At 70.2% G+C, this 19,651-nt stretch carries 18 protein-coding genes; 9 read left to right on the plus strand and 9 right to left on the minus strand.

Annotated elements, in window-relative coordinates; genetic code table 11:
* Positions 1-48: 48 nt before the first annotated feature.
* The 4 genes from WS91_RS30670 to WS91_RS30685 are packed head-to-tail and all read right to left on the minus strand — an operon-like array spanning position 49 to position 3,848.
* Positions 49-819: an SDR family oxidoreductase gene (locus tag WS91_RS30670; protein ID WP_038744322.1), complete on the minus strand. Its 771-nt coding sequence runs from the start codon at positions 817-819 to the stop codon at positions 49-51.
* Positions 820-853: 34 nt separating this feature from the next.
* Entirely contained in the window at positions 854-1,543 is a 690-nt protein-coding gene (locus tag WS91_RS30675; RefSeq protein WP_038744337.1) for a histidine phosphatase family protein, read from the minus strand.
* Positions 1,540-2,619 carry a phosphotransferase family protein gene (locus WS91_RS30680; RefSeq protein ID WP_059671628.1) on the minus strand — a complete coding sequence of 360 codons (1,080 nt, stop codon included), beginning with the start codon at positions 2,617-2,619 and terminating at the stop codon, positions 1,540-1,542. Before WS91_RS30680 ends, WS91_RS30675 begins: the two co-directional genes overlap by 4 nt.
* A complete protein-coding gene (locus WS91_RS30685) occupies positions 2,616-3,848 on the minus strand; it encodes an acyl-CoA dehydrogenase family protein (RefSeq protein WP_038744327.1) in 1,233 nt (410 codons plus the stop codon). The genes WS91_RS30680 and WS91_RS30685 overlap by 4 nt, the downstream gene beginning before the upstream one ends.
* Positions 3,849-4,001: 153 nt before the next feature.
* On the opposite strand from WS91_RS30685, the gene WS91_RS30690 reads away from it, so the two are divergent.
* Both WS91_RS30690 and WS91_RS30695 read left to right on the plus strand, forming a co-directional pair.
* On the plus strand, positions 4,002-4,928 hold the full coding sequence (locus tag WS91_RS30690; RefSeq protein WP_059671651.1) for a LysR family transcriptional regulator: 927 nt from the start codon (positions 4,002-4,004) through the stop codon (positions 4,926-4,928).
* Positions 4,929-5,018: 90 nt separating this feature from the next.
* Complete coding sequence (locus WS91_RS30695; protein ID WP_059644556.1) at positions 5,019-5,420, plus strand: OsmC family protein; 402 nt, start codon at positions 5,019-5,021, stop codon at positions 5,418-5,420.
* A gap of 495 nt (positions 5,421-5,915) precedes the next feature.
* On the opposite strand, the gene WS91_RS30700 is transcribed toward WS91_RS30695, so the two are convergent.
* Positions 5,916-7,142, minus strand: coding sequence for a DUF3472 domain-containing protein (locus WS91_RS30700; protein ID WP_052145000.1), 1,227 nt, complete (start codon positions 7,140-7,142; stop codon positions 5,916-5,918).
* Between the two features lie 107 nt (positions 7,143-7,249).
* Between WS91_RS30700 and WS91_RS36555 the strand changes: the two genes are divergently transcribed.
* Positions 7,250-7,399 carry a hypothetical protein gene (locus WS91_RS36555; RefSeq protein WP_156432572.1) on the plus strand — a complete coding sequence of 50 codons (150 nt, stop codon included), beginning with the start codon at positions 7,250-7,252 and terminating at the stop codon, positions 7,397-7,399.
* Between the two features lie 74 nt (positions 7,400-7,473).
* On the opposite strand, the gene WS91_RS38265 is transcribed toward WS91_RS36555, so the two are convergent.
* Both WS91_RS38265 and WS91_RS30715 read right to left on the minus strand, forming a co-directional pair.
* Positions 7,474-7,977, minus strand: a complete 504-nt coding sequence (locus WS91_RS38265; protein WP_082758440.1) for a LysR substrate-binding domain-containing protein — start codon at positions 7,975-7,977, stop codon at positions 7,474-7,476.
* Between the two features lie 45 nt (positions 7,978-8,022).
* On the minus strand, positions 8,023-8,904 hold the full coding sequence (locus WS91_RS30715) for a Dyp-type peroxidase (protein ID WP_059581132.1): 882 nt from the start codon (positions 8,902-8,904) through the stop codon (positions 8,023-8,025).
* A 1,000-nt stretch (positions 8,905-9,904) separates the two neighbouring features.
* Here WS91_RS30715 and WS91_RS30720 point away from each other — a divergent pair.
* Positions 9,905-11,899: an ABC transporter ATP-binding protein gene (locus WS91_RS30720; RefSeq protein ID WP_059671630.1), complete on the plus strand. Its 1,995-nt coding sequence runs from the start codon at positions 9,905-9,907 to the stop codon at positions 11,897-11,899.
* Between the two features lie 367 nt (positions 11,900-12,266).
* On the opposite strand, the gene WS91_RS30725 is transcribed toward WS91_RS30720, so the two are convergent.
* Entirely contained in the window at positions 12,267-12,965 is a 699-nt protein-coding gene (locus WS91_RS30725; protein WP_059581126.1) for a DJ-1/PfpI family protein, read from the minus strand.
* Between the two features lie 87 nt (positions 12,966-13,052).
* On the opposite strand from WS91_RS30725, the gene WS91_RS30730 reads away from it, so the two are divergent.
* The 5 genes from WS91_RS30730 (at position 13,053) to WS91_RS30750 (ending at position 18,254) form a co-directional block, all read left to right on the plus strand.
* Positions 13,053-14,117 (plus strand): GlxA family transcriptional regulator, encoded by a 1,065-nt coding sequence (locus WS91_RS30730; protein ID WP_059581121.1) that lies wholly within the window; start codon positions 13,053-13,055, stop codon positions 14,115-14,117.
* A 167-nt stretch (positions 14,118-14,284) separates the two neighbouring features.
* Entirely contained in the window at positions 14,285-15,325 is a 1,041-nt protein-coding gene (gene trpS / locus WS91_RS30735) for a tryptophan--tRNA ligase (protein WP_038751052.1), read from the plus strand.
* 401 nt (positions 15,326-15,726) lie between these two features.
* Positions 15,727-16,398 carry a glycine zipper 2TM domain-containing protein gene (locus WS91_RS30740; RefSeq protein ID WP_059671631.1) on the plus strand — a complete coding sequence of 224 codons (672 nt, stop codon included), beginning with the start codon at positions 15,727-15,729 and terminating at the stop codon, positions 16,396-16,398.
* Positions 16,399-16,677: 279 nt separating this feature from the next.
* Positions 16,678-16,953 (plus strand): DUF4180 domain-containing protein, encoded by a 276-nt coding sequence (locus WS91_RS35180; protein WP_060356297.1) that lies wholly within the window; start codon positions 16,678-16,680, stop codon positions 16,951-16,953.
* 353 nt (positions 16,954-17,306) lie between these two features.
* Positions 17,307-18,254, plus strand: a complete 948-nt coding sequence (locus WS91_RS30750) for a CPBP family intramembrane glutamic endopeptidase (protein WP_059671633.1) — start codon at positions 17,307-17,309, stop codon at positions 18,252-18,254.
* Positions 18,255-18,360: 106 nt separating this feature from the next.
* On the opposite strand, the gene WS91_RS30755 is transcribed toward WS91_RS30750, so the two are convergent.
* Positions 18,361-19,644, minus strand: coding sequence for a chloride channel protein (locus tag WS91_RS30755; protein WP_059581112.1), 1,284 nt, complete (start codon positions 19,642-19,644; stop codon positions 18,361-18,363).
* Positions 19,645-19,651 lie beyond the last annotated feature (7 nt).

Consider the following 19,651-nt stretch of genomic DNA (forward strand, 5'->3'; position numbering starts at 1 on the left):
AGCAGCGTACGGCATCCGGTGCGGCATGCGTACGCCGAGCGCCAACCGTCAGACGGACAAATACCCGCCGTCGACGTTGAGCACCGCGCCCGTCGTGTAGCTCGACGCCGCCGACGCAAGATACAACACCGCGCCCGCCATCTCCGACGGCTGCGCGGCGCGCCGCATCGGCACGTGCGCGAGCACCTGCTTCAGCACGTCGGGCGCCTGCGTCAGCGCCGACGCGAATTTCGTGTCGGTGAGGCCCGGCAGCAGCGCGTTGCACCGCACGCCGCTCGCCGCGCATTCGATCGCGAACGCCTTCGTCATCGAGATCACCGCCGCCTTCGTGATCGAGTAGATGCCCTGCCAGTAGCCGGGAACCACGCCGTTCACCGACGCGACGTTGACGATCGATCCGCCGCCGCCCTTGCCCATCAGCTTCGCGCCGCGGCTCGACATGAAGAAGTAGCCGCGGATGTTCACGTCGACGGTCTTCTGGAACGCGCCGGGGTCGGTGTCGACGATCGGCCCGTAGTACGGATTCGCCGCCGCGTTGTTGACGAGCACGTCGAGCCGCCCGTGCTTGTCTTCGAGCGCGGCGAACAGCGCGTCGATCTGGTCGAGCTCGCCGATGTGGCACGCGGCCGCCTCGGCCGAGCCGCCGGCCTCGACGATCTCGTTCGCGATCGTGCGGCAATCGTCGATGCGCCGGCTCGTGACGACGACGTGCGCGCCGAACGCGCCGAGCAGCCTCGCGGCGTCCGCGCCGATGCCGCGGCTCGCGCCCGTGACGACGGCGATCTTGCCGGACAGATCGAACAGGTTGGATGCGGTCATGGAGAATATCCTGAGTCGATGAAGGGGGAGGAAATCAGCGATGCGTGACGAGCCGCTCGTCGTCCGCGCCGTCGAGGTGCGGCCAGCCGTTGTACGTCGTCACGCGCGCGCCGCCGCGGCCGATCCTGATTCGGCTCACGCTCGTGTTGACGAGCGGCCACGCGAGCTCGAAGCTGCGCTCGACGGGCACGCCGAGAAGCGTCGCGACGATCACGCCGATCGGCCCGCCCGACGTGAACGCCCAGATCTCGCGCGCCGGCTGCCGCGCGAGCGCGTCCCACGCCGCGAGCGTGCGCGCGCGGAATTCGGGCCACGGGCAGACGTAGTCGCCGTCGTGCGCGCCGCCCGTCCAGCGCGCGACGGCCGCCGCGAACAGCGCCTGGAACGCGCGGCGCGGATCGGCTTGCGCCCCCATCGCGCGCAGCAGCGCGTCGCGCGAAGCAAGCTCGGGCCGATGACGCGCGATCAACTCGTCCGAGTCGAGCTCGTCGAGGCCCGCGAGCGCGAGTCGCGGCGCGTCGACGCCCGCCGCGCGCGCGCAGCCGTCGGCCGTCTGCGCGTGGCGGCGCAGCGTGCCCGTCGCGATCAGCCCGGGCCGCCGCGCGCCGCGCGCCATCCACGCGCCGAGCCGCGCCGACTGCTCGTCGCCGAGCGGCGACAGGCAATCGTAATCGGCCGCATCGAAGCTCGCCTGCGCGTGGCGGATCAGGAACAGCTCGCTCATCGCGCACTCCCGGCCGCCGCCGCGATCACGCGCCGGCACCGCTCGCCGAGATAGCGCACGGCCGCGCCGAAGCCCGCGAACTGCTCGTTCGTCGTATGGCCGAGCACGAAGCGCCGGTAGATCTGCTGCGCGATCACCATCAGCCGGAACAGGCCGAACACTTCGTAGAACTCGAAGCCGCCGACGTCGATGCCCGTGCGTGCGCCGTAATAGTCGACCACCTCGCGGCGCGTCATCATCCCTTGCGCGTGCGTCGGCTGGCGGCGCATCGCGACGAACGCGGGATCGTCGTCGGCCTGCACCCAGTACGCGAGCGAGCCGCCGAGATCCATCAGCGGATCGCCTAGCGTCGCCATCTCCCAGTCGAGCACGCCGACGATCGACAACGGGTCGGCCGGATCGAGCACGACGTTGTCGAAGCGATAGTCGTTGTGAATCACGCAGATGCGGCGCTCGCTCGCCGGGCGGTTGCGCTCGAGCCACGCGAGCACGTCGTCGCACGGGTTCGCGCCGTCGGTGAGCGCCTTGCGCCAGCGCTCGCCCCAGCCGCTCAACTGCCGCGCGAGGTAGCCCTCGCCCTTGCCGAGCGCCGCGATTTCGGCGCGCGACGCGTCGATCGCGTGCAGCTCGATCAGCCGATCGACGAAGCTCTCGCACAGTTTGCGCACGCCGTCGCGATCGAGGTTCAGCCCGGCGGGCAGTTCGCGCCGCAGGATCACGCCGGCGATGCGCTCCATCACGTAGAACTCGCTGCCGATCACCGCGGTGTCGTCGCAGCGCGCAAGGATCGCGGGCACGTAGCGGTAGTCCGGCTTGAGCGCCGCCATCACCGCCGCCTCGCGCAGCATGTCGTGCGCGGTGCCCGCCTTCGCGCCCGCGGGCGGCCGCCGCAGCACCAGCTCGCGATCGCCATAGCCGATCAGGTAGGTCAGGTTCGACGCGCCGCCGTGGAACTGCCGGATGCTCGGCTCGCCCGTCAAGCCGTCGATCCGCGACTTCAGGTACGCGTCGAGCTTCGCCGCGTCGAGCCGGTCTTCGTCGCGCACGTCGCGCGCATCGTCGAGGCGCACGCTCATGCCGCCTCCGCCGCGGCGAGCTGCCGCTTCACCTCGAGCTTCGCGACGACCGCGCGATGCACCTCGTCCGGCCCGTCCGCGATCCGCAGCACGCGCGCGTACGCATAGAGCGCCGCGAGCGGAAAGTCGTTCGACAGGCCCGCGCCGCCGTGGATCTGGATCGCCGCGTCGGCCGCCTGCTGCGCGACCGCCGGCACGACCACCTTGATCTGCGAGATCAGCGACAGCGCCGCCTTCACGCCCTGCGTGTCGATCGTCCACGCGGCCTTCAGCGTCAGGAGGCGCGCCTGCTCGATCGACATCCGCAGGTTCGCGACGACGTCGCCGTTGCCGCCGAGCTTGACGAGCGGCTTGCCGAACGCGGTGCGCGTCGTCGCGCGCGCGCACAGCAGCGTGAGCGCCTTCTCCGCCGCGCCGAGCGCGCGCATGCAATGGTGGATACGGCCCGGCCCGAGCCGGCCTTGCGCGATCTCGAAACCGCGCCCCGGCCCGAGGATCACGTTCGACGCGGGCAGCCGCACGTTCGTGAAGCTGACTTCGCCGTGGCCCGACGGCTCGTCGTACGCATTGAACACGGGCAGCATCCGTTCGATCTTCACGCCGGGCGCGTCGAGCGGGCACAGCACCATCGTGTGCCGGCGGTGCGGCTCCGCCTGCGGATCGGTGAGCCCCATGAAGATCACGACGCGCGCGAGCGGATGGCCGATGCCCGTCGACCACCACTTGCGGCCGTTCAGCACGACTTCGTCGCCGTCGATCGCCGCGGTGGCCCGCATGTTCGTCGCGTCCGACGACGCGACCTCCGGCTCCGTCATGCAGAACGCCGAGCGAATCTCGCCCGCGAGGAGCGGCTCGAGCCAGCGGCGGCGCTGCTCGGGCGAGCCGTAGCGCGCGAGCACCTCCATGTTGCCGGTGTCGGGCGCGTTGCAGTTGAACGCTTCGGGCGCGATGAACGAGTGCCCCATCAGTTCGGCGAGCGGCGCGTACTCCGCGTTCGACAGCCCCGCGCCGCCGTGCTCGGCCTGCGGCAGGAACAGGTTCCACAGGCCGGCCGCGCGCGCCTTCGCCTTCAGCGTTTCCATCACGTCGGGCTGGCGCCAGAGGCGCCAGTCGGCGCCGCCCGTCGATTGCTCGACATAGCGCGCCTCGACGGGCGCGATCTCGTCGCGCATGAAGCCCGCGATGCGCTCGCTCAGTTCGCGGCTGCGGGCCGAAGGGGAGAAATCCATGGCGTCTCCGTGTGGTCGGTTCGAATGAAGACGAGCGTACGCGATCCTCGACAATCGATGAAATGAATATTTATTATGCAAGGACATAGACTTCACTGATGGGCTTGCGCGATCGCGCGAGCCTTCCCGGAACGCCGAATCCCCGACATGCCGATGCCGCCCGACCACCGACTCGACCTGAACCTGTTCCGCGTGCTCGACGCGGTCTACGTGCAAGGCGGCATCAGCGCCGCCGCGCGCGCGCTGCACCTGACGCAGCCGGCCGTCACGCACGCGCTGAACCGGCTGCGCGCGCACTTCGGCGATCCGCTCTTCGTGCGGCAGGGCAACAAGGTCGTGCCGACCGAGCGCACGCGCGCGGTGATCGCCGACGTCCAGCTGCATCTGAAGGGGCTGCAGGACGCGGCGCGCGCTCAGACGCGCCTCAGCCCGGACGCGCTCGACCTCGGCTTCGTCGTCGGCGTGCGCGACGTGCTCGAATCGATCGCGCTGCCGCAGCTCGTCGCGTCGCTCGCGCGCGACGCGCCCGGCGTGCGGCTCGTGAGCCGCCGCGTGCCCGTCGCCGACATCGAGCGCGAGCTCGGCAGCGGCAACCTCGATCTCGCGATCGAGCGCCGGGTGCCCGCGGGGCCCCGGATCGTCGGCGAAAACGTGGTCGACGACACGCTCGTCGTCGCGATGCGGCGCGATCATCCGCTCGCGGGCGCGCCGCTGCGCCGAGCCGACTATTTCGCCGCGCGGCACGTGACGGTGTCGCCGCTCGGCGAACCGCACACGCTCGACGTGCTGCTCGGCGCCGACGGCCGCTTCCGCCGCATCCAGCTCGTCTGCCAGCACTATTTCGCCGCGTGCCAGATCGCGGCGTCGGGCGATCTGCTGCTGACGCTGCCGCGCTCGTACGCGCTACGCATGACGCGGCTCCTGCCGATCGCGGTCCAGCCGCTGCCGCTGCGGCTCAAGCCCTATCCGATCCTCGCGTACTGGCACGAATCGCGCGAGCTCGACCGCGCGCACCAGTGGCTCCGCGAGCGCGTGATCGATGCCGTGCGCGCGGCGTCGACGCATCCCGCGGGCGCATGACGGCCGCTGCACGCGGGCGCGAAGCCGTTTATGCTCGTGAATCGGGGCCGGCATGCCGGCCGCTCCTTCCCTTTACCTCGAGGACACGCGATGCCGCTCATTCACGCCTCAGCCGAAATGGCGCTCGACGCGCCGAACTACGTCGTCGATCTCGAAGCCGGCAAGCATCGCCTGCAAGGCGACGAAAACGAGCACGAGGGCGGCGGCAACGTCGGGCCCGCGCCGTACGAGCTCGTGCTGTCGGGGCTCGCCGCGTGCACGGTCGCGACGCTGCGGATGTACATGCAGCGCAAGGAATGGCCGGCCGCGCGCCTCGCCGCGCGCGCCGAACTGCACGTCGACCGCGAGGGCGCGCAGTACGTGCGGCGCACGATCGCGGTCGACGGCGCGCTCGATGATGCGCAGCGCAAACGGCTCGCGGAAATCGCCGAGAAGACGCCCGTCACGCTGTTCATCAAGCGCGGGACGCGGATCGAGACGACGTTGAAGTGACGGATGCGGCGGCGCGGCGTAGGGCGGCGCGACGTGCCGCGTTGCGCTGCGACACGCGGCGGCCTCGTGCGTGCCGCGTCGGGCGTGCCGCATTGCGCCGCACCGTGCCGTGTCAGGCGTCAGGCGTCAGGCGTCGGGCGTCGGGCGACGCGGTGACGCGCCTCGATCGCTTAGCGGCGGCGATGCGGGACAAATCGGGCCCGCCCGTTCGATGGATGCGCGTTGCAGGCTCTCGCGCGTGCGCGCTTCGCATCCGCGGCGGCGGCGGTGGCGGTGGCGGCAGCGCCGCTTCAGTCACCGGCGCCGACCTCTCGGCAGCCGCACGTAAGCTCGCCCGCCAGAACCGAACCGGCGGCGGCACCGCGCCCGGCCGTCGCACCGACCGCCCGAACCGCGAGCGACGATGCAACCGGGCGGCATGCAACCAAGCGGCGAGGCGGGGCCAGACGACGCGTCACGCCCCACGCCGCCGAACGGGCGCGACGCGCCCGAGGGTCAAGGCAGCGTCAGCAGAATCGACTTCGGCCCGCCCGGCAGATTGTGCGGCTGCCCCACCGCGTAGCCGCCCGTGCTCATCCGGAAGTTGCCGTTGACCACCGAGAACTGATAGTTCGAGCAGATCTCGTTGTGATCGGGCGTGTAGACGGCCGACGTCGTCGCCTTCTTGACCGCGACCCACCGCCCGGCCACCCTGTCGAACGCCCATACGTTGCCGTACTGTCCGGCCCGCTGCGTCGCGTCGAGACACGACGCGCCTTGCGTCGCCCAATCCTCGACGAAGCTGTTCGCGAAATTCGCCGACTGCAGGCTCTTCTGATAGCGCAGCGTCGCGATCAGCTCGCGCACGTTGGTCGACGTGTCCGTGAACCACACCGAATAGTCGGTCTGGTTCTGCCCGGCGACGGGCGCGATCGACGCCATGAAGCGATATGTCCGGCCCGCGACGGGCGCATGGCTCTTCGAGCACTTGTAGCCGGTGCCTTCGCCGCCGAACTGCGTGCAGCTGACGCCCGGCCCCTTCGCGATGATCTGCGGCGACTTGCCGTTCGCGTCCCACACTGAAAACAGGACCAGGCCGTTCTGCTTGCCGTCGACCGACTGGATGCCGGTGTAAGCGCCCGGCCAGCCGATCGCTTCCCAATAGGTGGTCGGCGCGAGCGCTTCGGGCGTCACGTCGACGCTGAACGCGGTCCAGCCGCTCGCCTGCTGGTAGTTCAGATGGACGGAGTTCGCGCGCGTGCGGTGCGGCTGCGCCGAGCCGCCGATCGCGACGCTCTGCGCCGTGCCGTCGAACCTGCGGATGCTCGCCACCGCCGTTTGCGCGCCGCCGCTGCCGGCGATCCACCACGCGGACGCGACCCCGTCCGCGCCGGTCGACGCGTTCACCGGAAAGAGCCAGCCCGACGCACTGCCTGCGCCCCGCGGCTGCCACGCGACATCGCAGCCGGAAACCGGCTGGCCCTTGTTCGTCACCTTCACCGTCAGCATGACGGGGTTGTGCGTGCGGTTGTTCGACGTGATCGCCGGATCGTAGAGCGTCGACGAGAACGCCGAGCCTTGTCTCGCGACGAGCGGTGCGCTCGTCGACGAAGCGATCACGGAGCCGTTCAGGCAGGCGCCGGCGGCCGTCGCGTCGACGGCCGCCACGGCCAGGACGGTTGCTGCGATGCACTTGAATTTCAATTCGATCCTCCTCGTACGGATGTTTCGATTGGCGGACATGCGTCGTGCACTATAAGCGACGCTCACTCGCCCGATGAAAATAACCGACCATATCCGACGGGATAATCAATTTCTTTTAATATTTAATATGTTATCTACTTGTTTAAATGATCGAAGCCGACTCCGTGAAAATCGGCGCCGCGCTTTTCATCGGCCCGTCCGGCGGCTCGCAACGCGCAACACTGCTCACTTCGCCCGAACGAAGCGGCGCTGCCGACAGGAAATCGAAGCCGTTCGAAAAACGTCCGTTCCGATGAATCGATTGCCGCCGATTAAACATCAGGCTGCCGATTGATTGCGCATTCACGTCGGTATTCGCCGGCAGCGCGAATCAGCCTCGATCGCATTCGAAATCCGTCGACCGGATGCCCCGAACGCCGATTCCCGGAATGCTTCGAGTGACGGGGAACGATCGCCGCGACGCCGCGCCGATGCCGGTTCGTACGAAACCCGGCGTGCCGGGCGCGTCGATGTCGCGATAAACGACCATCTTGCGCCGATCCTCGCGCGGGGATGCGGGAACCGGCGATACGCCGAGCCCCGCGCCGACGAGACTCACGGTGGTGTCCCTCCGGATCGCACGCTGCGAGACCTGCGGCGTGCAGCCCGCCTGAGCGCGCGCGTCGACGATGCGGCCGTGCAAACCCAAGCCTTCGGATTCGGGAGACAAGGCCCACGGCACAGCGGCGAGCGATGCGAGCGGCACGGCGCCGGCGCCGGCGCGGCCGATCGCGAGCCCGGCGTTTCTGCGCAAGCCCTGACGGAAGATTCGGGCGCGCAACGCGGCGACGTGGAACGGTCCGCCGGCACGCGCGCAAATTGACGGACGCTGCACGCGCCGGCCGCACGGACGCCCGTGCGGCGACGCCGCGCGACCGCGTTACAGCCCGAGCGCCGACAGATCGAGCTTGCCGCCCTTGGCGGGCGGACACCAGAAGAACGAGCCGGTGATCGGCTGCGTGAAGCGGAACAGGCCGTCGTGCACGCCGTCGGTCGCGCCGATCATCCGGCGCATCTGCACCTCGAACGCGCGGAACGAATGTCCGAATGCGACGAAATACAAGCCGGCGCGGCGCTCGTCCGCCCACGGCGACGAGCGCCGCAGCACCTTCGCCTCCGGCTTGAAGCTCTCCTGCTCGGTGCGCTTCACGTGCGCGTACGCGGGCGCGTCTTCGAGTTCTTCGTTGTCGTCCTTGCGGCGGCCGATGATCCGGTCCATTTCGTCGCCCGGGATCTCGCGCATCTTGCCGAAGTCGTGCACCCATTGCTGGACCGCGACGAAGCTCGCGCCGTCGAAGCCCGCGCCCTTGCCGGACACGAACGCGGTTTCGATCGCCTCGTCGCCTTCCGGGTTCTCGGTGCCGTCCTCGTAGCCGGACAGGTCGCGGTCGTCCGCGTAGCGGAACGCGTTCGCGGCGCAGTCGAGCTCGAACGCGGGCGCGACGAGCTGCTCGATCTCGCGCGAGCGCACGGTGGCCGCGCCGAGATCGTCGGCGCGCAGCCAGACCCAGAGCGCCGCGGGCGTCGACGGCACCGGCGCGCCCGGCACCGACAGCTCGGGAAACTCCTTCAGGCCGTCGATCTTCTTGTCGAGCGCCTGCACGAGCGACGGCCCGATGCCGATCACCGTGTCGACGCCGTCAATGGCGTCACGCAACGCAGCGAGCGCGCTCGCCGCACGCTCCGGATGCGTGATCCGGAAGGACAGGTAGCGGCTCGCCGCCGGAATCGGAGCCAGAATGCCTTGCTGAAAATCGCTCATCGTTTCCTCGATGCAGTGTTCGGTTCTACAGGGTGGGGGACGCCGGATTGTCCCATAACGTCGGGACGCGCCTGCTTGGGACGTGCCTGCTTGGGAAGTGCCCGTTCGGGACGTGCCCGTTCGGGACATGCCCGTTCGGGAGCGGCCCTTCTGGGAGAGACGCGTTCGGGGCTGCATGTTTGGGACGTGCCCGTCTGGGACGCGCCCGCTTGGGACATGCCCGCTCGGCGGGCGTCCGTTCGCGCCGTCCCGGTCGGGAACGCGTCGTCCCGAGCACATGCGTTCGCCGCGGCCCCCCCGGAACGGGGAGCCACGGTCGCAATACACGCGCTCGAAGCATGTCCGGCCGCGCGCAAGCCCAAACCGACGCACCCGCCCGGGACATATCAGCGGACGCATCCCGCCCGCGACTTCCGCATCGGCGACATGCACGCCGTGACAGCTTCGCGCGCCGCGGACGTGTACGCGCACGCGCGCGCGTACACGTCCGCGTGAACCGCTTCGGCCCGCCGGGCGCGGGCGCGCCGGGCGCATAGCGCCACACGCATACGCCCATACGCCCGTACGCCCGCGCGTGGCAATCGCGGCGCACGTCGAGTCCCGATGCCAACCCACTCCCTCCGCCCCCAATCGAACGCGGCGAGCCGCATCGCCGCGCATCGCCCCGTATCGAATCGGCAACATCCATTCGTCTGACATTGCAGCAATGCGAAACGGCCGCTAGAATCGCTTCACGAGTTGAACTCCGCTCGCTTTCACTCCACTCACCCAACGTTCGAAGGAGGTGCCAGATGTCGCGAATGCATGTCACCTCCCCGACGGCAGTTCCACGACGCGCGTTCTAAGTCGTCGTCTTCGCGGGCCGCTATCCAGCCCGCACAGCTTCCGGACAGTTCCCCGCCTTCGCTTCGCGCGCTGACGCGCAGCGGCATGCGTCCGGCTTTCGTTTCGAACAACAATCGACAAGTCCCGTTCGCCACGAGCGACCGGGCCCCGACAAATGGCCCAAAAAACAACCCATCCGGGTGGACGAGCGTTTACCGACGTGCTCGCGTTCACCTTCCGGCACTGGCGCGCGCAACCCGCGCGCATCGCCGCCATCGCGTTCTTCGCGCTCGCCACCGCGCTCGGCGACGTGCTGACGCCGCTCTTCGCGGGACGCCTCGTCGACGCGCTGTCGCACGGCGTCACCGCCGCGGACAAGGCGCTCGCATGGAGCCGCGCGCTGCACGCGTTCGGCATGCTGATCGGCATCGGGCTCGCTTGCACGCTGCTGCGGCAGGCGGCGTTCCGCAACATCATCGTGCTGACGCTCGAGATGATGAGCCAGATCGCGGCGAACGCGTTCCATCGCGTGCAGCGCTTTTCGACCGACTGGCACGCGAACAGCTTCGCCGGCTCGACCGTGCGCAAGATCACGCGCGGCATGTGGGCGATCGACCTGCTCAACGACACGCTGCTCGTCGCGCTGCTGCCGTCCGTCGTGATGCTCGCGGGCGCGACGCTGCTGCTCGGCTCGCACTGGCCGGTGATGGGCGCGGTGGTCGGCGGCGGCTCCGTCGTGTTCATCGCGGTGACGGTCACGATGTCGCTGCGCTTCGTCGCGCCCGCCGCGCGGCTCGGCAACCTGTGGGACACGCGTATGGGCGGCGCGCTCGCCGACGCGGTGAGCTGCAACCCGGTCGTCAAGGCGTTCGGCGCGGAGACCCGCGAAGAGGCGCGGCTCGACGGCGTCGTGTCGAAGTGGCGCGCGCGCACCCGCCGCGCGTGGCGGCGCGGCACGCTGAACGGCGGCGTGCAGGGCGCGATGCTCGTCGCGATGCAGGCGGCGATCCTCGGCGCGGCGCTGTGGCTGTGGGCGCACGATCGCGCGAGCGTCGGCGACATCGCGTTCGCGCTCACGACGTTCCTCGTGCTGCAAGGCTATCTGCGCGACATCGGGATGCACATCCGCAACCTGCAGCGCTCCGTCAACGACATGGAGGAGCTCGTGTCGCTCGAGCGGCAGCCGCTCGGCATCGACGACAAGCCGGGCGCGAAGCCGATCTCGATCGCGCACGGCGAGATCCGCTTCGAGCACGTGACGTTCGGCTACAGCGGCGCGCATGCGAAGCCGCTGTACGACGATTTCTCGATCCGGATCGCGCCGGGCGAGCGGATCGGGCTCGTCGGGCATTCGGGCTCGGGCAAGACGTCGTTCATCAAGCTGATTCAGCGGCTGTACGACGTCGACGGCGGGCGCATCGCGATCGACGGGCAGAACATCGCCGACGTCACGCAGGCTTCGCTGCGCAGCCAGATCGCGATCGTCCAGCAGGAGCCGCTGCTGTTCCACCGCACGCTCGCCGAGAACATCGCGTATGCGCGGCCCGGCGCGACGCGCGGCGAGATCGAGCGCGCCGCGCGGCTCGCGAGCGCGCACGAGTTCATCGCCGAGCTGCCGCAGGGCTACGACACGCTCGTCGGCGAACGCGGGATCAAGCTGTCGGGCGGCGAGCGGCAACGCGTGGCGATCGCGCGCGCGTTCCTCGCCGACGCGCCGGTGCTGATCCTCGACGAAGCGACGTCGAGCCTCGATAGCGAAAGCGAAGTGCTGATCCAGCAGGCGATGGAGCGGCTGATGGTCGGACGCACGACGCTCGTCGTCGCGCACCGGCTGTCGACGGTGCGCGCGCTCGATCGGCTGATCGTGCTCGACAAGGGGCGCATGATCGAGGAAGGCAGCCACGACGAGCTGATCCGGCTCGAAGGCGGCGTCTACCGGCGGCTGTTCGAGCGGCAGGCGCTCGAGCTCGCGAAGGGCCTGATCGAGCAGACGGGCGGCGACGCCGCCGAGTGGCTGCGCGACGAGCATGACGGACGCGACGAGCGCAACGAGCGCGGCGAACGCGACAAGCCCGGCGTGCTCGACGGACACGACGCGCGGCGCGCGCATCGCGCGCCCGACGGCGGCGACGGGCGGATCGACGATTCGGCGGTCGCTGTCGAGAAGTAGCCGCGGGCGCGACGAAGGCAAGGCACGGGCGCGCGCGAGCGCGCCGACCGTCTTGCGTCGCTTCGTCTTGCGTCGCGCTCGCGCGATGCGCTTCACGCGACGCGCGCACATCACGCGCAATCGCGACGCCCCGCACGCACGCCCCGCGTGAACGGCGCGCAGCGTCGCGGCGTTCGATCCACGCGGTCAAACGCGATTCGATCGAATCGCGACGAACGGAGCGGAGCCACGCAGCGCGGCGTCGCTTCGAAGCGCACGCTGTCCGCGCGAGCGCCGCCCCGCGATCCGGCGGCATCCGCCCGCGCCCCGCGCCGCCGCGCTCCGCTATCTCCGGCTCGCGCCCCCGTCCGTCAACGGACCATACGCGTCAACGCTCCGCCCGGCCGCGCTCCAGCGCCGCCGCCACGCGCGCGACCACCTGCTCGCGCCGCGCGAGCACCGGCTTCGACCGCTCGCGCACGCGCTCGACGATCCGCGCCGGCGCGGTGTCCGGATCGCCCGCGTCGAACGGCGGCGCCGGCGCGTATTCGAGTTGCAATTGCACGGCCTGCGCAACGTCCTCGCCGACGAGTTCCGCCGCGAGCGTCAGCGCGAAATCGATCCCCGCCGTCACGCCGCCGCCCGTCACGAGGTTGCCGTCGCGCACGACGCGCTCGCGCACCGGAATCGCGCCGAGCGGCGCGAGCAGCGAATGGAACGCCCAGTGCGTCGTCGCGCGCCGGCCGCGCAGCAGCCCCGCCGCGCCGAGCACGAGCGCGCCCGTGCACACCGAGCTCACGTAGCGCGCGTGCGCCGCCTGCCGGCGGATGAACGCGAGCGTGTCCGCGTCCTCCATCAGATCGGCGACGCCCATGCCGCCCGGCACGCAGATCACGTCGAGCGGCGGACAGTCGTCGAACGTCGCGTCCGGCGCGAGCGCGAGCCCGCTGCTCGCCGCAACCGGCTCGCGCGTTTTCCAGACGAGCCGCGCCGTGACGCCCGGCAGCGACGCGAACACGTCGTGCGGCCCGGTCAGGTCGAGTTGCTGCACCTGCGGAAACAACAGTAATCCCACTTCGATGGCCATTCCTCACCTCCTCCTTTTCGCAGTTGTCGCACCGCGCCGCGCGCCCGCGCCGGCGTCGTGGACAAACCGACTGTACGCAAGTACCGTATGGCGGATATGCCAAAGTCCCCACGAATCCCGCCAGCCGAGCCGCTCATATCCGTGCCCGCGCCCGCCGCCGCGCGCCGCGCCGTACACGTGCTCGCCTTCGACGACGTGCAGTTGCTCGACGTCGCCGGGCCGCTCCAGGTGTTCTCGACCGCGAACGACTTCGCGGCGCAACGCGGCCTCGCGATTCCGTACGCGCCGCGCGTCGTCGCCGCGAACGCGCGTTCGGTGGCGTCGTCGGCGGGGCTTGCGTTCGTCGCCGCGCCGCTGCCCGCCGCGCGCGAGCCGTCCGACACGCTGATCGTCGCGGGCGGCTGGGGCGTCCACGACGCGGCGCGCGATCCGCGGCTCGTCGACTGGGTGCGCCGCCGCGCGGCCCGGACGCGGCGCGTCGCGTCGGTGTGCTCGGGCGCGTTCGTGCTCGCGGCGGCGGGGCTGCTCGACGGCCGCCGCGCCGTCACGCACTGGTCGCGCTGCGAAGAACTCGCGCGGCGCTACCCCGGCGTGCGCGTCGACCCCGATCCCATTTTCGTACGCGACGGCAACGTCTGGACGTCGGCAGGCGTCACGGCCGGCATCGATCTGGCGCTCGCGCTCGTCGAGAACGATCTCGGCCGCGCGCTCGCGCTCGACGTCGCGCGGCATCTCGTCGTGTTCCTGAAGCGGCCGGGCGGCCAGGCGCAATTCAGCACGGCGCTGACGCTGCAGCATGAAGGCGGCGGCTTCAGCGAACTGCACGCGTGGGCGGCCGCGAATCCGGGCGCGGATCTGTCGGTCGCGGCGCTCGCCGCGCGCGCCGGCATGAGCGAGCGCAGCTTCATGCGCCGCTATCGCGAGGCGACCGGCAAGACGCCCGCGCGCGCGATCGAGCAGATGCGCGTCGAGGCGGCGCGCAATCTGCTGGCCGGCGGGCCGCTGCCGATCAAGCGCATCGCCGCGCGCTGCGGGTTCGGTTGCGAGGAAACGATGCGGCGCAGCTTCCTGCGCATACTCGGCGTGACGCCGCGGGCGTACCGCGAGCGGTTCGCGCCGCATGGCGCGAGAACCGAAAATGTGCGACCCTAGCCGCATGTCCACGCAGCTTCCTCCCCTCTCGCACTGCTGGCGCCGCGCCTGACGCAGCGGCATAGTCACATCCCGTTCACGACCATGCCGCCGCATCCGGCCGGCATTGCGTCGATCGCGCCCCAGCTCGGCCCGGATTGCGGCGGTTCTTCCCGGAGAAACCGTTCATGCAAGACGACATCTCGATCCCGGCACGAGCGCCGATCGCGCTGACGGGCGACCGCCCGACCGGCCCGCTGCACCTCGGCCATTACGTCGGCTCGCTGAAGACGCGCATCGCGCTGCAGGACACCCACCGGCAGTTCATCCTCGTCGCCGACACGCAAGCGCTGACCGACAACGCGCACGATCCCGACAAGGTCCGCCGCAACGTGATCGAGGTCGCGCTCGACTATCTGGCCGTCGGCATCGATCCGCGCAGGAGCACGATCGCCGTGCAATCGGGGCTGCCCGCGCTCGCCGAGCTGACGCTCTTCTATCTGAACTTCGTCACCGTCGCGCGTCTGGAGCGCAACCCGACGATCAAGGACGAGATCCACGCGCGCGGCTTCGGCCGCGACATTCCCGCGGGCTTTCTCTGCTACCCGGTCGCGCAGGCGGCCGACATCACCGCGTTCAAGGCCGACACGGTGCCCGTCGGCGACGATCAACTGCCGCTCATCGAGCAGACGAACGAGATCGTCCGGCGCATCAACCGGCAGGCGGGCGTCGACGTGCTGCCCGAGGCGAGCGCGCTGATCTCGTCGACGGGGCGGCTGCCGGGCGTCGACGGCCGGGCGAAGATGAGCAAATCGCAGGGCAACGCGATTGCGCTGTCGTCGCCGCCGGCGGCGATCGCCGATGCGGTCAAGCGGATGTACACCGATCCGAACCACTTGCGCGTGTCCGATCCGGGCACGGTCGAAGGCAACGTCGTGTTCACGTATCTCGACGCGTTCGACGACGAGCCGGACGAAGTCGAGCGGCTGAAGGCCGCGTATCGCGCGGGCGGGCTCGGCGACATGACGCTCAAGCGCCGCCTCGAAGACAAGCTGCAGGCGCTGATCGCGCCGATCCGCGAACGGCGCGCGCAGCTCGCGCGCGAGCCGGGCTACGTCGTCGACGTGCTGAAGGAAGGCACCGCGCGCGCGAACGACGTCACGCAGCGCACGCTCGACGACGTGCGCGATGCGCTGGGCGCGTTTTCGTACCGGCGGTTCGTCGGGTGACGCGCGCGTCGGCGCGGAGCGACGTTGCGCCTTTTCGCCTTTTCGCCCGTTTCACCGTTTCACCGTTTCACCGTTTCACCGTTTCACCGTTTCGACGTTTCGACGTTTCGACGTTTCGCCGCAGCACCGGGACGCTGGAGCGTCTGGGTATCGCTGCATGGCGGCATCGCTTGGCGTGTGCCGTTCGAGCGTGTCGGTCGGATCGCTCGACGCACGCGCTCGACAACGCGCCGTTTCCTCGGACGAATCGTTTCACCGGCCCGAAAACAGCCGTCCCGGACGGGATTTCCGCACGCGCCGACCGCGCGGCTACAGACTTTACACACTGTTACGCGCGGCGCTCATCCAACGATGACGGCATTCCCTATACTGCCGCCGTGCAATAGCAACCACCCGCTACCATGAACACGAAGCCCATCCGAAAGACGGCAACGCAGCGCCCGGCTTTCACGAAGACTGCTCTGCTCGCGTCGCTCGCCGCGACGGCCGCGCTGTCGCTGAGCGCATGCGTCGCGCCGGGTGCGTACGGACCGTATGGTTCGCAGCCGCAGTACGGCGCGCCCGTCTATTCGCAGCCGTCGTATGCGCAGCCGTCGTACTCGCAACCGTCGTACGCGCAGCCCGATTACTCACAGCCTGCACAGCCTGATTACTCGCAGCCCGGTTATCCGCAGCAAGGCTATGCGCAGCCCGGCTATCAATCCGGCTATCAGCAGGGCTATCAGCCCGGCTACTCGACCCAGTACGGCACGATCGCCGGCATCCGCCCGATCGGCGGCGCGATCGGCCCGTCGGGCGTCGCGGGCACGGTCGTCGGCGCGCTCGTCGGCGGCGTGCTCGGCAACCAGATCGGCCGCGGCCATGGCCGCGACGCCGCGACGGTCATCGGCGCGCTCGGCGGCGCGGTCGCGGGCAACCAGATCGGCCAGCAGATGGGCGCGCAGCCGAGCGCCTATCGCGTCGACGTGCAATTGAGCGACGGCTCGATGCGCTCGTTCGACCTGCAGACGCCGGGCGATCTGCGCCCAGGCGATCGCGTGCGCATCGACGGCAATCAGATTTCACGGTATTGAATCGCGCCGCCCGACAGCGGCGGCGGCCGCGTACGCGGCGCATGAGCAAAGCGACGGAAAGCTCGGGGCCGGCCGTTACGGCCGCCCGGCTCCCGTCGTTTTTTTATGCGGCATCGCGAAGCCCGCCTCGAACGTCCGGCCGCGTGATCGTTCGACGATTACGGCCGCCCGGCTCCCGTCGTTTTTTTATGCGGCGTCGCGAAGCCCGTCTCGAACGTCCGGCCGCGTGATCGTTCGACGATTCGCGGCATGCGCCGGACTGCACGAGCCGACGCATCCTTGCGTCCCTTTCGCCTTCCTCGTCTTCGCGAGCAGGCGTACATCGACTTCCTTGGCCTCGTCACGCGCGTCGCCGGACACCTCGCGCGGAAGCCGATCCACTATCGCGCGAGGCTCGCCGCCGTCGGCGACATCGACGCGGCGCTCGCGCGCGGCCGCGCGTTGCGCGAACTCGTGCACGAAACAAATCGCGGCGATACGTTCTGGTTCGCCGCAGATGTCGGCGCGCTCGCGCAACGGCTGCCCGAGCGCAGCCGCGCCGCCGGCGCGCACTGAGCGCGCGGAGCCATCGCGTCGCGCGCGCGCCGAACCGCACGGATCGCGAACCCGAATCGGCGCGTCGATCCCGTGCGGCGCCCAGCGCGAGGCGATGCGAACGGCGTTGCGGCGCACCCGACGCATCGCCGCCCGCCCCGGACGCACGCGCTGAAACCGCTCGCTGAACCCGCGCGAGGCCCCGCCGCGCATCGCGCGACACATCGCGACCATTCTCCACAATCCGCGACACCACATTTCCTCGCGCCGGATGTACCATTCGGCCCGGTACGCACCGCATTCCGAGACCTGGCCGAGCGACGTACGCGAAGGCAATTCGTAAGCATTTCCATCGAAAAACCAGTGACGCGCAAATGGGAGATGTGAACAAAACCGGCTGGCCGCCCCCGTCATCGCCTCGACTCAAACGCATCTGGTACGGCGCCCACGGCCTGCGAGCCGGCTGGGCCGTGCTGCTGTATGCGGCGATCGTCGTGGCGATCGTGCTCGCGCTCGGCTACGCGGCTCGCATCGCGCACCATCCGTTTCGTCCGCACATCGAGTCGAGCGCGGCCGGCCAGATTCCGTTCGAGCTCGCGCTGTGCGCGGCATCGCTGATCGCGACGCGCGTGATGAGCCGCATCGACCGTCGCTCATGGCTCGACTACGGGCTGCGCGCGCCGCACAGCGCGTCGCACTTCGTCTGGGGCGCGCTCTGCAGTCTCGTCGCCGTGTCGGCGATCATGGGCCTGCTCGTGCTGACGTGCGGCGCGACGATCGAATACTCGGGCGCGAGCCGGGCGGCCGCGCTCGAATCGGCGCTCGCGTGGGCGGCCGCGTTCGCGCTCATCGCACTCGCCGAGGAAGTGGCGTTTCGCGGCTACCCGTTCTTCAAGCTCGCGCAGCGCGCGCATCCCGTCGTCGCGGCGGCGCTCACGTCGCTCGCGTTCGGCATGTCGCACGTATCGAATCGCAACGAGAACATCGCGGGCATCGTGCCCATCGTGATGTACGGGCTCGTCGCGTGCGTCGCGATCTGGCGCACCGGCTCGCTGTGGTGGGCGCTCGGCGAGCATGCGATGTGGGACTGGAGCGAGTCGTTCCTGTTCGGCGCGGCCGACAGCGGGCTCACCGCGCACGACACGCTGTTCAGGAGCCACGCGATCGGCCCCGTCTGGCTGAGCGGCGGCACGGTCGGCCCCGAGGCGAGCGTGCTCGTGTTTCCGGCGCTCGCGGCGCTTGCATACGTCGCATGGCGCCTGCCGCCGCGCGCGGCGTCGAACGATCCGGCGCTCGCGCACAAGCGCCGACAGATGATCTGAGCCGCCTGCGGCGGTCGATTCACAATCGGCGCGCGGCCGGCGCGCTGCAACGCGCCTTTAGAGATCACGCACGCGCCGCCCCGTCCCCACGCGCCGCGGCGCGCGCTCACCTCGCCGCCGCCTCCTTCGCAGCCGGCTGCGCGACGCTCGCTTCGCCGCGCGGCCCCGGCAGCTTCGCTTGACCGACGCGCTGCGCGCGATAGATGCCCGCCTGCCCGGAGAACAGATACGCGACGACGCAGGCCAGCGCCGCATACACGCCGATCGGCGCGCCGAACAGTTCGATCGCCATGATCGTCGACGCAATCGGCGTGTTCGCCGCGCCGGCGAACACCGCGACGAAGCCGAGCCCCGCGAGCACGGGCAAGGGCAGCGCGAGCAGATGCGACAGCGCGTTGCCGATCGTCGCGCCGATGTAGAAGAGCGGCGTCACTTCGCCGCCCTTGAAACCCGACGCGAGCGTGACGACCGTGAACGCGAACTTGCCCGCGAAATCGTAGACGGGCAGCGGCCCGCGAAACGCGGCTTCGATCGTCGGAATGCCGAGGCCGAGATACTGCGGCGTGTGAAGGAGCGTCGCCGCGAGCGCGACGAGCGCGCCGCCCGCGACGGGACGCAACGGCGCATAGGCGATCCACCGCTTCGCGCGCGCGCCGAGTGCATGCGTCGCCGCGGCGAACAACCGGCCGACGATGCCGAACGCGATGCCGGCCGCCACCGCCGACGCGGCGCCCGCCGCGCTCAACGCGGGCACGAACGGCACCGCATAGACAGTGTGATGGATGCCCCACATCCGGCACACGGCATCGGCGACGACCGACGCCGCGACGCACGCGAGCAGCGCGTCGTAACGCAGCCGTCCGATCGCGAGCACTTCGAGGCCGAACACCGCGCCCGCGAGCGGCGTGCCGAACACCGATGCGAAGCCGGCGGCGATCCCGCCCATCAGCATGATCCGGCGGTCGTCGCGGCCGAGTGCGAAAAGCTGCGTGACGCGATCGGCGAGCGCGCCGCCCATCTGCACCGCGGTGCCTTCGCGCCCCGCCGAACCGCCGAACAGATGCGTGAGAACGGTCGCGGCGAGCACGAGCGGCGCCATCCGCTTCGGCACGATGCGCTGCGGATCGTGGATCTCGTCGATCAGCAGGTTGTTGCCGCGCTCGACGGACCGGCCGGCGCGATGATAGACCCAGCCGGTCGCGAAGCCCGCGGCGGGCAGGAGCCACAGCAGCCACGGATGCGCGACGCGCGCGCCCGTCGCGAGATCGAGCGCCCGGAGAAAGAACGCGGACGCCGAGCCGGCGAGCGCGCCGACGACGGCCGACAACGCGAGCCAGCGGCACAGATGCGCGAGCGCCGCGACGGGCTCGAGGGTGTGCAGACGTTTCATGGATTTC

It is taken from the genome of Burkholderia sp. MSMB1498, from assembly GCF_001526245.1.
Lineage (GTDB): Bacteria > Pseudomonadota > Gammaproteobacteria > Burkholderiales > Burkholderiaceae > Burkholderia > Burkholderia savannae.